This is a genomic window from Phenylobacterium sp., assembly GCF_036563385.1.
Lineage (GTDB): Bacteria > Pseudomonadota > Alphaproteobacteria > Caulobacterales > Caulobacteraceae > Phenylobacterium.
Genome location: NZ_DATCML010000015.1, coordinates 387,237 through 399,982 on the forward strand (window position 1 = coordinate 387,237; position 12,746 = coordinate 399,982).

At 70.4% G+C, this 12,746-nt stretch carries 13 protein-coding genes; 4 read left to right on the forward strand and 9 right to left on the reverse strand.

Annotated elements, in window-relative coordinates:
* Window positions 1-7: 7 nt before the first annotated feature.
* Window positions 8-538, reverse strand: coding sequence for a 2OG-Fe(II) oxygenase family protein (locus tag VIL67_RS16950; protein WP_332050084.1), 531 nt, complete (start codon window positions 536-538; stop codon window positions 8-10).
* Entirely contained in the window at window positions 529-1,005 is a 477-nt protein-coding gene (locus tag VIL67_RS16955) for a 2-oxoglutarate and iron-dependent oxygenase domain-containing protein (protein ID WP_332050085.1), read from the reverse strand. Before VIL67_RS16955 ends, VIL67_RS16950 begins: the two co-directional genes overlap by 10 nt.
* A 77-nt stretch (window positions 1,006-1,082) precedes the next feature.
* Here VIL67_RS16955 and VIL67_RS16960 point away from each other — a divergent pair, with 77 nt between their 5' ends.
* From VIL67_RS16960 to VIL67_RS16970, 3 genes are all read left to right on the forward strand, one after another.
* Window positions 1,083-1,529: a cupin domain-containing protein gene (locus VIL67_RS16960; protein ID WP_332050086.1), complete on the forward strand. Its 447-nt coding sequence runs from the start codon at window positions 1,083-1,085 to the stop codon at window positions 1,527-1,529.
* 107 nt (window positions 1,530-1,636) lie between these two features.
* Window positions 1,637-2,011 (forward strand): hypothetical protein, encoded by a 375-nt coding sequence (locus VIL67_RS16965; protein WP_332050087.1) that lies wholly within the window; start codon window positions 1,637-1,639, stop codon window positions 2,009-2,011.
* Between the two features lie 104 nt (window positions 2,012-2,115).
* Window positions 2,116-3,450: a L,D-transpeptidase scaffold domain-containing protein gene (locus VIL67_RS16970; protein WP_332050088.1), complete on the forward strand. Its 1,335-nt coding sequence runs from the start codon at window positions 2,116-2,118 to the stop codon at window positions 3,448-3,450.
* Between the two features lie 9 nt (window positions 3,451-3,459).
* Here the strand turns inward: VIL67_RS16970 and VIL67_RS16975 are convergent, their stop codons facing one another.
* On the reverse strand, window positions 3,460-5,937 hold the full coding sequence (locus VIL67_RS16975) for a TonB-dependent receptor (RefSeq protein WP_332050089.1): 2,478 nt from the start codon (window positions 5,935-5,937) through the stop codon (window positions 3,460-3,462).
* A gap of 434 nt (window positions 5,938-6,371) precedes the next feature.
* Between VIL67_RS16975 and VIL67_RS16980 the strand changes: the two genes are divergently transcribed.
* Window positions 6,372-7,136, forward strand: coding sequence for a phosphocholine cytidylyltransferase family protein (locus tag VIL67_RS16980; RefSeq protein WP_332050090.1), 765 nt, complete (start codon window positions 6,372-6,374; stop codon window positions 7,134-7,136).
* On the opposite strand, the gene VIL67_RS16985 is transcribed toward VIL67_RS16980, so the two are convergent.
* From VIL67_RS16985 to VIL67_RS17010, 6 genes are all read right to left on the reverse strand, one after another.
* Window positions 7,133-7,885: a nucleotidyltransferase family protein gene (locus VIL67_RS16985; RefSeq protein ID WP_332050091.1), complete on the reverse strand. Its 753-nt coding sequence runs from the start codon at window positions 7,883-7,885 to the stop codon at window positions 7,133-7,135. The two genes, VIL67_RS16980 and VIL67_RS16985, sit on opposite strands and share 4 nt — an antisense overlap.
* Complete coding sequence (locus tag VIL67_RS16990) at window positions 7,882-9,009, reverse strand: dATP pyrophosphohydrolase (protein ID WP_332050092.1); 1,128 nt, start codon at window positions 9,007-9,009, stop codon at window positions 7,882-7,884. Before VIL67_RS16990 ends, VIL67_RS16985 begins: the two co-directional genes overlap by 4 nt.
* Window positions 9,009-10,061: an LptF/LptG family permease gene (locus tag VIL67_RS16995; protein ID WP_332050212.1), complete on the reverse strand. Its 1,053-nt coding sequence runs from the start codon at window positions 10,059-10,061 to the stop codon at window positions 9,009-9,011. Before VIL67_RS16995 ends, VIL67_RS16990 begins: the two co-directional genes overlap by 1 nt.
* A gap of 2 nt (window positions 10,062-10,063) precedes the next feature.
* Window positions 10,064-11,263 (reverse strand): LptF/LptG family permease, encoded by a 1,200-nt coding sequence (locus VIL67_RS17000; RefSeq protein WP_332050093.1) that lies wholly within the window; start codon window positions 11,261-11,263, stop codon window positions 10,064-10,066.
* A gap of 9 nt (window positions 11,264-11,272) precedes the next feature.
* Window positions 11,273-11,704, reverse strand: a complete 432-nt coding sequence (locus tag VIL67_RS17005; RefSeq protein WP_332050094.1) for an HIT family protein — start codon at window positions 11,702-11,704, stop codon at window positions 11,273-11,275.
* A 91-nt stretch (window positions 11,705-11,795) separates the two neighbouring features.
* On the reverse strand, window positions 11,796-12,695 hold the full coding sequence (locus VIL67_RS17010) for a metallophosphoesterase family protein (RefSeq protein ID WP_332050095.1): 900 nt from the start codon (window positions 12,693-12,695) through the stop codon (window positions 11,796-11,798).
* Between the last annotated feature and the right edge of the window lie 51 nt (window positions 12,696-12,746).

The following is a 12,746-nucleotide window of genomic DNA, read 5'->3' on the forward strand; positions in this document are numbered from 1 at the left end:
CTCGCAGCTAGCCCAGCGCCTCGTCCACCAGCTGGGGAAAGACCTTGGCCACCTTGCCCAGCAGATAGTCGCCGTAGGTCCCCTGGAACTCATGGACGCTGGCGCCATCCCAGCGCTCCGCCCGGTCGCGTTCGGCGTCGGTCAGGGCCGCGTTCGGCAGGGGCTGCATGGGGGCCGTGAAGTCGGGGTCGAAGAACAACGGGAAGGACAGGCGGTCGTGGCCGCTGACGTTGCGCACCCGGTGCGGCGTCGACTTGAACCGGCCGCCGGTCAGCCGCTCCAGCATGTCGCCGATGTTGCAGACCAGGGCTCCCTCGATGGGCGGCGCCTCGATCCAGCCGCTCGGCGTCTTCACCTGCAATCCGCCGTGGCGATCCTGGGCGAGCAGCGTCAGCAGGCCATAGTCGGTGTGTTCGCCCACGCCCCAGGAGTCATCCGCGCCGCCAGCCGGGTAGTGGAAGATGCGGAACAGCACGGTGGGCTCCGCCAGGTAGGTGCGGGCGAACCAGCCGGCGTCCAGCCCGAGGCTCAGGGACACAACCCCTCCATCAGGACGCCGGCGGCGCGGGTGGCGGCGTCCATATAGGCCAGCACCGCGGGCTTCAGCTCGGGCAGCTCGGCCGGCCACACGTTGGCGCCGTGCATCGGAAGCCGCGCCAGCACGCGCGGATGTTCCGCCGGCAGCTCCGCCCCCAGGTAGAGGCCTTCCTTCAGGTCCGGCTTGCCGGAGGTGAGCTCGCCCCCCAGCGGAAACCAGCCCCGCCATGCCCGCCCGCCGCGGTTCATGGCGATCGCCTGCTTGGCCTCGAGGGGCAGGGCGAAGAACCGCCGGCTGGCGGCCTCCAGCGCCTCGAAACGCTCGGGCCGCACGCGGTGGCCCGTAAGGTAGAAGAAGCCATGCGCGGTGCAGGCGGCTGCAATGGCCCCAGCGACGCGCTCGCGCCCCGCGGCGTCGCCTGCGTCGAACAGCGGCTCCATGTCGATGATCGGCAGGCGCTCGGTCATGCCGCCACCGTACATCCCGCCGGCGGAACCGGGAAAGCTTGACCGGGTTCTGCCACGGCTAGGCTGGGAGGCTACCCATGATCGTGTTCGCGACGACCGATCCCGCGCGGCTGCAGCCCGCGCCGATCCGCCCCGAGTGGATCCTGGAGGGCGCGCCGCTCGCCCGCTCCGCCGAACTGTCGCGCTCGCCAGACGGCACGGCGATGACAGCGCTCTGGGACTGCACCGCGGGCGCCTTCAACTGGTTCTTCGCCGGCGACGAGACTGTCCATATCGTTGAGGGCGAGGTCATCGTGGAGGACGAGGCCGGCGTGCGCACCCTTCGGCCCGGCGACGTGGCCCTGTTCCCCGCGGGGACGTGGGCCAGGTGGACCGTGCCGCGCTACGTCCGCAAGGTCGCTTTCTGCCGCGATCCCCTGCCGCGGCCCGTGCTGAAGCTCGTGCAACTCGTCCGCGCCGCCAAGCGCCGGCTGAAGCGGCAGCCCGCGCCGAGCGGCCCACTCGGCCTGCCGCAGGAGGCTTGAGCGCGCGCACTCTGAACCGACTTGCTTAAAGGAATAAAGCGGAACGCGTTCTCCGAACCGCGGTTCCGCTTCTGCTTCTCTAAGCAAACCCGGTCAGGAGACCACCTATGAACAAGAAAATTGCGGTGCTCGGCGCCGCCTCCGCGTTGCTGCTCGGCACTGTCGCCATCGCGCAGACCTCCGGCGGCGCCGGTGGGACCAGCGGCTCGGCCACGGGCGCCGGTGGCTCCAGCATGGGGGCCACGGGCGCGGGCGGAGCTGGCGGCTCTTCGATGGGCGCCACCGGGGCTGGCGGCTCCAACATGGGCGCGACGGGCGCGGGTGGAGCTGGCGGCTCTTCGATGGGAGCCACCGGTGGCGGCGCTTCGGGCGGCTCCAGCGCCGACGCGGGCGCGAGCGGAGCCGGTTCGTTCGGCGCTGACGCGGCTTCGCAGGGCGGCGCCGGCGGGACCGACACCATGATGGCCGGCGAACGCGGCTGACGCGAACGCCGAAAGACCCTGTCGCCGTCCGGCGGCTGGAACGGCTGGTTGGGATCGTATTCCTGGCCAGCTGTCTCGCCGCCGCGGCCACGTTCGGCCCGCCGGTGGCGCAGGCCGCGAGGAGCAAGGCGGCGGAGGTCCGTGACCAGCCGGTCGCCCTGCGGCTGGAGGCGGTCGTCGCACGGCTTCCCGCCGCAGACGCCGACCTGGCCGCGGTCTATCGTGCGCGGGCGTTCCGGCCGCTCTGGATGACGGGCGAGGGCCCGCGTCCGGAGGCGCAGACGGTGCTTGCGCTTGTACGCAGCGCGCCCGAGGACGGCCTGATCCCGGCGCGCTACGCGCCCGAGGCGCTGGCCGGACGGCTCGCAGCGGCGGAAAGCGGCGATCCGTCCGCCTTGGCCGAGGCGGAGGTGGCCGTCTCGCGCGCTTACGCCCGCTACGCCGCCGACCTGCGCACCCCCATCGAGATGGCGCGCCTCGCCTGGAGCGATCCGGCGCTGCGGCTGGACCCGCCGACCCCAGGCCAGACGCTCGCCGCCGCGGCCGCCGCCCCGTCGCTGGCCGCCCATGTGGCCGGTCTGCGGCGCGCCAATCCGATTTACGCCCATTTCCGCGCCGCCCTGGCCGAGATCCGTCGCAACGGTGGCGATGCCGACCGCGAACAGCGCCTGCTCGCCAATCTCGAGCGCGCGCGGGCGCTGCCGGTGGACCTCGGCCGGCGGTTCATCATCGTCGATGCCCCAGCCGGGCGGCTGTGGGCCTTCGAGGAGGGGGGCCTAGTGGACACCATGGCCGTGGTGATCGGCAAGCCCACCGCCCCCACGCCCGAGATGGCGGGGCTGATCCGTTTCGCCGTCTACAACCCGTACTGGAACATTCCGGTCGATCTGGCCCGCTACACCTATGCCCCGGAAGCCCTGCGAGGCGGCCCCGCCGCTATCGACGCCCTCGGTATCGACGTGCTCTCCGACTGGACGCCTGACCCTCAGGTCGTCGCGCCGGAGACCGTCGACTGGCAGGCCGTTCGCAACGGATCGATCAAGGCCAGGCTGCGCATGCGGCCGGGTCCGTTCAACCTCATGGGCGGCGTCAAGCTGATGCTGCCGAACCGTCTGGGGATCTACCTGCACGACACGCCGGACCGGGCGGCGTTCGCCCGCGACCTGCGTCTGGTCAGCAACGGCTGTGTCCGGCTGGAGGACGCCCACCGCCTGGCTGCGTGGCTCTTGCAGGGCCGCAGGGCGGGGGAGGGGGTGGAGGCGCGCGTCGACCTGCCCGAGCCCGTGCCGGTCTACATCACCTACTTCACTCTTTCGCCGGCGCCGGGCGGGGCGGTCGTCGAGCGGCCGGACCCGTACGGCCGCGACGGAAAGCTGCTGGCGGCGATCGGGCAAACGAAAACGGCCCGGAGTGCTCCGGGCCGTTCCGCCGTCTCCTGAAGCGGGAGACTAGTACTTGAAGCGCAGCGTCGCGCCGACGGTGCGCGGGGCGCCGAGGAACGCGTTGTAGACGCTGACCGCGTCGTTGTTCTCGTCCACCTGGTAGGGGCCGTTGAAGCCGACCTGCAGGTAGTCCTTGTCGAACAGGTTGTTGGCCCACAGCTCGACCGTCCAGGACTCGTCCTGGGCGCCCAGGCCCACGCGGGCGTTCACCAGCACCATCTCGTCCTGCACCTTGGACGGGTGCAGGTCCGAGCCGGTGTTGTACCGCGAGGTGTACTTGGCCGAGACGTTGGTCTTCAGCTTCAGGCCGTCCAGCACGTCACGCTCGTAGGTGCCGGCTAGCGAGCCCGACCAGCGCGGCGCGAACGACAGCTGGGCGCCGGGCAGGCGACGCAGGCTGTTGAAGCGGGTCGGGTTGATCAGGTCCGAAGCCGTGAACGGCTGGATCTCGGTCTCGGCGTAGGTGACGCCGCCCTGGAAGGTCAGGCCTTCGACCGGCGGGACGTAGATGAAGTCCAGGTCGACGCCGCGCGAGATCACCTCGGGGATGGTCTCGACCACGAAGGCGGTGCCCACAAAGGTGTTCAGCTGGAAGTCCTTGAACTCCTGGTAGAACACCGCGCCGTTCAGCAGCAGGCTGTTGCCGAACCAGCTGGTCTTCGCGCCCAGCTCGTAGCTGTCCACGAACTCGCCCTTGAACGAGGTGTCCGGGTCCGCGGTGAAGTTCGGCAGCCCGCCAGCGACGACGATCTGCTGTTCACGGTCGAGGTTGAACCCGCCCGCCTTGTAGCCGCGCGAGTAGGACGCGTAGGTCATCACGTCCGGCGACCAGCGGTACGACAGCTTGGCCGTGCCCGACCACTCTTCCTCCGTCCGCTCCTGGACGAGCAGGCCGAGGTCGTCGAAGTCGTTGTTCTGGCCGTTCAGGCACAGGCCGCCCACCACCGAGGTGGCGGTGGCCGCGCCGGCCACGCGGGCGAGGGCGCCGAAAGCCGCCTCCGCCTGGTCGCAGGAGGCGCCGGTCGTGTTGTAGTCGGTGACCACCTCCTTCTCGTCACGCGTCCAGCGCAGGCCCAGCGTGAGCTCCAGCGCGTCGGTGATCGCGAACGAGTTGTTGGTGAAGACCGCGAAGGTCTTGCCGTCCTGGTTGTAGCGGTCGTCCGTGCCCGTGCCCGCCTGCAGGATGGTGCCCTGGGTCAAGCCGATCAGGCTCGGCGCGCCGCTCAGCACGCGGCCGGCGAAGTAGGGGTAGTAGTCGGCGCCGAAGCGCAGGATCGACCGGCTGTTCAGGTCTTCCTTCGAGAAGAAGCCGCCGACCAGCCAGTTCAGCCGGTTGTCGACCGCCTGGCCGGCCAGCCGCAGCTCCTGCGAGAACTGGGTGAACTCGATGTAGTTGGAGCCGTCGGCCGGACGGTAGACCAGGTCTGCGGCCGTGAAGTCGGCGTCCTGGCCCGTCTCGGCGCGCCAGTCGCGGACCGCCGTGATCGAGGTGACCTGGACGTCGGGCGTCAGGTCGTAGTTCACCTCGGCGGACAGGCCCTTGTCCTCGACGCGCTGGGCCGTGGAGCGGTTGGCGTAGCCCACGCGGTCGAACGGCGTGTTGGTCAGGTCGAGCGAGCCGGGCCGCACCGCGTTGACGAAGTTGCCGCGGCTGTTGGGCGCCTGGCCGACGAACAGCTGGGTGCCGACGCAGCAGTCCTCGTCGCGCTTGGTGTAGTCGCCGATCACGCGGACGGAGAGGTCCTCGCTCGGCTCCCACAGCAGCTGGCCGCGGGTGGTGTAGAAGTTCTGGTTGTTGTCGTCGGTGGAGCCGCGCGGGCCCTGGCCCGTGACGATGTCCTGATAGCCCTCACGCGCGCGGGCGCCGGCGAACAGGCGGCCGGACAGGGTCTCGGTGATCGGGCCGCTGATCGCGCCCGTGAAGCCGAACTGGCCGTGGTTGCCGACGGTCGCCTCGGACTCGGCGGTCAGGTCGCGGGTCGGGCCGGCGGTGATGATGTTGATCACGCCCGCCGAGGTGTTCTTGCCGAACAGGGTGCCTTGCGGGCCCTTCAGCACTTCGATGCGGGTGACTTCGCCTAGGTCGCCGAAGCTCACGCCGTTCCGGGGGCGGTAGACGCCGTCGATCACGATGCCGACGGAGGACTCCAGGCCGGGGTTGTCGCCCACGGTGCCGACGCCGCGCACGCGGGCGGTCACATAGGTCTCGTTCGAGGTGGAGGTCACCGTCAGGCCGGGCGTCAGCACCGTCAGTTCGCGGATGTCGCGCACGCCGGCGTCGCGCATCAGCTCGCCGGACACCGAGGTCACGACGATCGGCACGTCCTGCAGGCTCTGCTCGCGCTTCTGGGCGGTGACGACGATCTCCTCGACCGCACGGTCGCCCGTCTCGCTGCCGGCCTCTTGGGCCTGGGCGGCGGCGGCGCCGACGGCGAGCAGCACGGGCGCGAGGGCCGCGCTGCGGAGAAGCTTTTGGATTCGCATATAGATCCTCCCGAGCCGCCGGCGTGGGGAGACGCAGGCTCCGGCTCAAAGTGGCCGGCACCTAGGGTCTGACTCGCGCGCACACAAACCGCACGCCGGCGCCTACCACAGGTAGGTGCGACCTGTTGCGCGAAGGCCACGGATTGGGCCGCGAGAGGGCAAGCTTCGCCCTATTGCCGCCGTTTTTGACGGACTCGTGATCAGTGAACAGAGATCACATACGTGCGTCGGAACGTCGCGAGTCGCCGTTTGCTGCAACCGAGGCGCGTGCGACCTGCTACCACGGTGACGCTCCGTCATGCCCACACCGGAGCTGGTGACGGCGGCCTTCGGCCGTCGAAGCCGCCGCGGGGCGGGCCCTTCGCCGCACGTGGGGTCCGCCCGCGGCTAACCGGCGCCTTCCCGAGGGCTCGATCTTCTGCGAGGGAAGCCGGATGCCGACCGTGACTCGCGCCATCATCCTCAGCGCCGGCCAGGGCAAGCGCCTTCTGCCGCTGACCACCGCCCGGCCCAAGTGCCTGATTGAGCTGTCGGGCAAGAGCCTGCTGCGCTGGCAGCTCGAGGGCCTGCGCGCCGCCGGGGTGCAGGAGGTGGTGGTGGTCACCGGCTTCAAGGCCGAGGCGGTGGACGCCGAACTCGCCGCCACGGACCTGCCGGGCCTCTCCGTCAGGACCCTGTTCAACCCCTTCTTCGACGTGGCCGATAACCTGGCCTCCTGCTGGATGGCCAAGGACCTGTTCGATCGCGACCTCCTGCTTCTGAATGGCGACACCGTCTTCGAGCCCGCCATCGCCCAGCGCCTGGTCGCCGCGCCGCCCGCCGAGATCACCGTCACCGTCGACCGCAAGTCGTCCTACGACGCGGACGACATGAAAGTCCTGGAAGTGGACGGTCGCCTCCAGTCCATCGGCAAGGTCATCACCGAGTACAACGCCGAGTCCATCGGCTTCCTCCGCTTCTCCCCCGCCGGCGCCGCCCGCTTTGTCGAGACCATCGACGGCGTGATCCGCTCGCCGGGCGGGCTGAAGCGCTGGTACCTCTCGGCCATCGACGAGATCGCCCGCGACAGCGGCGTGGTCACCGTCCAGTCCATCGAGGGGCTCGAGTGGGGCGAGATGGATTTCCCCGCCGACTACGACTCCAACCAGGCCATGACCGCCGGCTGGCTGGCCCGTCCTTCGGCCCAGTCCGCCGCCTAGGGGTCGCCGACGATCCGCCGGACCAGCTCGAGGTCGGCGGGCTTGTCCACATCGACGGCCGCGAGGCCGTAAGGCGACGACACGGCCGCCGCCTTCACGCCGGCGATCCGGCCCAGCCTGGCGACCGCCACCGTCAGCGTCAGCCGCCGGGCGAGGAAGGCCATCAGCATCCCCGGCCCAAGGATCGCCGCCATGCGCCAGGGCCGCTTGCGCTCGGCCTCCAGCCGCTTCCAGAAGTCCACGGCGCGAAGGGCGGTCGGCGTCGCCAGCCAGAACAGGTTGCACCCCGACCACCAGCCATCGGCTAGCCGCAGATAGGTCCGCTTGGTCGATGGAGCTGCGCTCTCCACCACCGCCCTCTCGGCGAGGAGGGCGCAGATCTCCGCATCCCGCGGCGCGTCGGCGAGGAACTGTTGGACCCAGGCCGGCTCGAGCAGGGCGTGGTCGCATGTGGTGACCAGAAGCGGGAAGCCCAGCGCCTGCGCCCCCTGTTCCACACTGAGGCTGGGCCCACCCGCCGCCTGCAGCACCTCCGCGCCCAACGCGATCGCGGCTTCCCGGACCTGCGGGTCGTTGGCCGAGACGGCGATCCGCTGCGCGCCCGCGGCCCGCAGCGTCGTCACCACCCGCTCCAGCAAGGTGCGCCCCTGCAGGCGGATGAGCGCCTTGTGAGCCACGCCGGCCGCCTCGGCCACCGGGTCCGCGCCCCCGCGGGACCCCGCCAGGACCAGGGCGTGGAATGGCGTCATGCCAGGCTCTTCTCGTAGATCCTGTAGGTCTTGTAGACCTCCGCGCCCGCCGCCTGGAGGATGTGGTTCATTGCCCGGTTGTCTTCCAGGATCCACGACAGCTCAGCCCGGTCGTAGCCCAGCCGCCGCGTGGCGCTTGCGCCGGCGTGCATCAGCAGGAACGGGAGGAGGACGCCGCGCGGGGTGCGGCTGAACTTCTTGCGGACGCCCATCAGCGGGCACCGGGCCGTCTTCAGCCCGGTCACCTTCAACCGCCAGAGCAGCTTGGCCCAGCCGAAGGGGAACAGACGGCCGTTCAGATCGCGGATCGCTTCGTTGATGTTCGGCAGGAAGACGATGAAGCCCGCCGTCTCGCCGTCGATCTCCGCAAAGAACGCGAGGCGCTTGTCGATTACTGGCCTCAGCGACTTGGCGAGCTGGGCGGTCTCCGCCTCCGTGGTCGGCGTGAAGCCCCAGTTGTCGGACCAGGCGTCGTTGAGGATCTGAGTGAGCGTGCGGACCTCTTCGTCGTACCGGGACATGTCCAGTTCCCGCAGCACGACCCCCTCCGGCGGGCCACGCCGGACCCGCTTCAGGACGCCTTCCGGCGCGTCCCGCGTGTTGTCCGCCATGTAGGCGTAAAGATCCTGCGTCTTGCGGTAGCCCAGCGCCTCGATGCGCTCGCCGGCGTAGGGCGGATCGTGGCCCATCAGCACCATGGGCGGGCTGTCGAACCCGTCCACCAGCAGGCCGACCTCCTCGTTGATCGAGAGATTGAAGGGCCCAAGCGCCCGGTCGCGGCCACGAGCCCGCAGCCAGGCTTCGGCGGTGGCGAAGAGGGCGGCGAACACCTCCGGGTCGTCCTCGGCGGCGATCATCCCGAAGTGGCCGGCCCGGCCGAGGTTGTCGGGCATCAGGTGGTCGATCTGGGCGCTGATGCGGCCGACGTCGCGTCCGTCGCGGGTCGCGAGCCAGAGCTGCACCTCTGCGTGGGCGAAGAACGGGTTGGTCTTGGGCGTCAGCGCCTCGCGCCGCTCCATGAGGAGCGGGGCGATGTAGTTCGGATCGCCGGCGTTGAGGCGCATGGGCAGGCGGATGAAGCGGTCCAGCTCGGCGGGCGTGGCCACCGGGACGACGGCGAGCATCATCCCTCCAGATTCAGCAGGGCCGACACGCCGGCGGCGGAGAACAGCACCGGCGCCGCCCAAGCCGCCAGCCAGGCGGGCGCGAGGCCGCTCTCGCCGATGGCGGTGAACACCCCATCGATCACCAGGAACAGCAGGCCCGCCGCCAGGCAGATCACCAGGGTGACGCCGCCGCGGCCGCTGCGGAAGTTCGCCAGCGCCACCGGCACGGCGAGCAGGAGCATGACGACGCAGGCGATCGGGTCAGCCGCGAAACGTTGCAGCTGGGTCTGGTAGTAACTCCGTGGTCTCACCGAGCCCGCGCCCTCCAGGGCCGCCACCGCCACCCCGGGGCTGATCTGCGTCTGCGAGAAGATGGCCTCGACCTCGGCCGGGGCCAGGTCGGTGCGCCAGAGCAGCTCGCTCGCGGAGCCGGTCTGCACCTGGCCAGGCGCCACGGTGCGCACCTGGGGCTGCGCCAGCGCCCAGGCTCCGTCCCTGTATACGGCCGTGCGGGCGGCGATGGTCTGGATCAGCTGCCCGTCTGGCGTGCGGCGATAGATGGTGACGCCGTCCAGGCGCTCCGCGCCGGTGGGAGAGGGGGTGGCGACCACGATATCCGTCCCGATGCGGAAGGTGCGGGGCTCGGTCGCCGCGCGCTGGGCCGCGGGGGCGGTGTCGCGCCACCATCTCGCCAGCGTCTGATCGGCTGCCGGCGCGACGAGCGTGCTCATCAGCAGCTGGGCCAGCATCATCGCCCCAGCCAACGGCAGCGCCATGGCGGTCAGGCGATAGCCGCTCATGCCAGCGGCGCGCATGGCCGTGACCTCGCTGTTGCGGGCGAGGCGCGTGAAGCCGAAGAGCGCGCCGGCGAGCACCGCCAGGGGCGCAGACTGCTCGACGAGCCGGGGCAGGCGCAGAAGGCTGTACCAGGCCACGCCGCCCGGCCCTAGCTGGCGCTGGACGATCTCGGTCGTGACGTCCAGCAGGTCCAGCACCTGCAACACGCCCACAAGTACGAGCAGGGCGGCCAGGATCTGGAACCCCACGACCTTCGTGATGTGCCCCGTCATGGTCACGCCGGAGCCCTCCGACGCATCTTCAGGCGCTTGCGGCCCCGGGCAAGCACATCGGCGACATGCTCCACAGCCACCGTGGCGGGCGTGTCGCCCGGCCGCTTGCGGCTGGTGACGAAGGTGGCGGCGCAGAGGGCGGCGAAGAGCACGAACGGCCCGCCGACGCTGAGCGCCGCCGGCGCCTTGCCGTTAGCGGCTAACCCCTGGCCGAACTGCAGGAGCTGGTTGAAGGTGAGCAGCAGCAGGCCGGCGATCACCATGCCGGGCGCCGCGCCACGCCGCTTGGCCGCCAGTCCCAGCGGCAGCGCCAGCAGCGGCAGCAGTGGCAGGGAGAGCGCCCGGCTGATCCTGGCCAGGAACTCCGCCATCAGGGTCTCGCGTGGAATCAGCGAGTCTGCGCGGCGGGACTCGCTGATCAGCTCGCCAAGCGTCAGTTCGCGTTCGTCGCCGCCCCGGGCCCGCAGCAGCCGCGCGGCGCCGGCCAATGGAACGCGCATGCTGAAGGTCTGGAAGCTCAGCACCTGCGGGTCCCCGCGCTTATCCGTGCCAAGCTGCAGGCCGCGGTCGAGCAGCAGGGTGGCGCTTTGGCCGTCGGCATTGGTGCGCAACTGCCCCGTGCGGGCGGTGATGACCTGCTCCCGGCCGGCGTCGTCGATCTGCCGGATGAAGACGCCGGTGAGGCGCCGCCCCGCTGCGTCGGCGAAGTTGGTGGTCATGGTCAGCTTGTCGTTGGGCGAGACGATCATCCCGCCCTGGACGGAGCCGCTCCACCCGGCGTTCTCCGCGGCATGTAGGACGGCGCGGTACGCGTAGCGGGAGTAAGGCTGCAGATAGCCGAACAGGGCGAGGCTGATGGTCATCAGCACCAGCCCCAGGCCGACGTAGGGCACGACGATCCGGCTGAAGGAGACCCCGCTGGCCAGCAGCGCGTCGATCTCGGAGTCCTGGTTCAGCCGCGAGATCACGACGAACAGCGCGATGAAGAAGGCCGCGGGCAGGGTGAGGCCCAGGTAGTGCGGCACCAGGTTTGCGGTCAGCTCGGTGAGAAAGCCGAATCGGTTGCTGCTGCCTGAGAGCACGTCGAGCAGGCGGAGCACGCGCTCGAGAAGCAGGCCGGTAAGGGTCACCAGGATCGCCCCGACCAGAGGCCAAAGCATGAGCTTCAGGGCGTAGCGGTCGATCAGGCGCAAACCGTTCACCGTCGAACGTCAGGCCCAGCGGCCGGCGAGATGGGCGGCGAGCGCCTGGGCCTGGCCGTCGTCCAACGCCACATGCGCGCCGAGGTCCGGTTGGCCCGGCCATCCGGCGTCGGGAAACGACAGGCCGGCGTGCTCGCGGCTTCCCTCGTAGCGGGGGATCACGTGGAAGTGCACATCCCGGTCCACCATCATCAGCATCAGGTAGTTGATGCGGGCATAGCCCACGAAGCCGGTGAGCAGGCGCTCGATCCCATTCACCGCCGTCTTCAGGTCGCTGAAGGCGGCCGGGCTCAGCTCCGAGAACGCGCCGGCCGGCTCCTTGCAGACGAGCACCAGGGAGCCAAGCGTCGGCTGTTGTGGGCGCACGAGGACCAGCCACTGGTCGGTTTCCGCGACGAGTGTCCTGGGATGGCCGAACTTCTGGGCTGTCGGGTTGGTCATCTTCCGCCGGAGAAACAGGCCGGTGGCGCTGTCGGGTGCATCATAGGGAGGGGGTCTGATCGATGAAAGCCCGAAAGGCCGAGATGCCTCGCTACCGCCGGGCGGTGGAGGTCAGACGGTAGGCCCCCAGCGGTTCGAACGCCCCGGCCACGTTGATCCTGCGCGCCGCCACCCGCGTGTCGAATCCGTCGGGCGTCCGCGTGATGGTCAGCTCATGCCACCGGGCGGGTTCGCTGTGGCGACGGGGTGCAGCCGAGGCTGAGGCCACCCCGAGCACCGGAATCGGCCCGCCCCGCCCCGGGACGTGGGTGACCAGCGATAGGTGCGCATGGCCGTGCACCACCAGTTCGGCGCCCTCCTGCGCAAGCAGCTCGCGCAGGGCGGCTGCGTCCGTGAGCGCCTTGCGGCTGGAGACCGCACCTTCCGCGATGGGGTGGTGCAGCATCACGAGGCGATAAAGGCCGGCGTCGCGCAGGGTGCGCAGCAGCTCGCCGAGGCGGCGCAACTGGTCTGCGCCCAGCCGACCCTGCGCCAGGTGCAGCGCCGTGGGCGCGGCGGTGCAGAGGTTCACCAGCGCCACCGGTCCGCGGACCCGCACGCCTGGGAACGTCCCGTCCGCCGCATCGCCCAGCCAAGGACCCCACGCCTGCAGCGGATCGCCCGCCCGCGCGCCGATGAGGGCGTCGTGATTGCCGGGGCTGACCGTCACTGATTCGGCGGGACCTAGGCTTTCGAGCCAGCGGGTTGCGGCGGCATACTCCTCCACTGTCGAGAAGTTGGTCAGGTCCCCTGTGAGCACGAGATGGTCGGGGGCGTGCGCGTGGATGTCGGCCACGAGGGCGGCCAGAACCTCCGGCCGGTGCGTCTTCCGCTTGCGCCGCCAGGCAAACCGGCTCAGCGCCCGTTTGGAGATGGCGTCGGCAAGGCCGAGCCGCATGGGCGGCGGCGGCAGGTGCGGATCGGAAAAGTGGGCGAGGCGGATCTGCGACAACGGGGACGAACGGATTCTGGTCAGGCGCGGGGCAATCTGGCTATCAAGTCC

Excerpts from the sequence above, each read along its gene's own strand:
- VIL67_RS16990 (WP_332050092.1), bottom strand. The coding sequence starts at position 9,009 with ATGCTCGCCGTCGTCCCGGTGGCCACGCCCGCCGAGCTGGACCGCTTC.
- VIL67_RS16975 (WP_332050089.1), bottom strand. The coding sequence starts at position 5,937 with ATGCGAATCCAAAAGCTTCTCCGCAGCGCGGCCCTCGCGCCCGTGCTG.
- VIL67_RS16985 (WP_332050091.1), bottom strand. The coding sequence starts at position 7,885 with ATGACGCCATTCCACGCCCTGGTCCTGGCGGGGTCCCGCGGGGGCGCG.
- VIL67_RS17005 (WP_332050094.1), bottom strand. The coding sequence starts at position 11,704 with ATGACCAACCCGACAGCCCAGAAGTTCGGCCATCCCAGGACACTCGTC.
- VIL67_RS16995 (WP_332050212.1), bottom strand. The coding sequence starts at position 10,061 with ATGACGGGGCACATCACGAAGGTCGTGGGGTTCCAGATCCTGGCCGCC.
- VIL67_RS16955 (WP_332050085.1), bottom strand. The coding sequence starts at position 1,005 with ATGACCGAGCGCCTGCCGATCATCGACATGGAGCCGCTGTTCGACGCA.
- VIL67_RS16965 (WP_332050087.1), top strand. The coding sequence starts at position 1,637 with ATGAACAAGAAAATTGCGGTGCTCGGCGCCGCCTCCGCGTTGCTGCTC.
- VIL67_RS16960 (WP_332050086.1), top strand. The coding sequence starts at position 1,083 with ATGATCGTGTTCGCGACGACCGATCCCGCGCGGCTGCAGCCCGCGCCG.
- VIL67_RS16980 (WP_332050090.1), top strand. The coding sequence starts at position 6,372 with ATGCCGACCGTGACTCGCGCCATCATCCTCAGCGCCGGCCAGGGCAAG.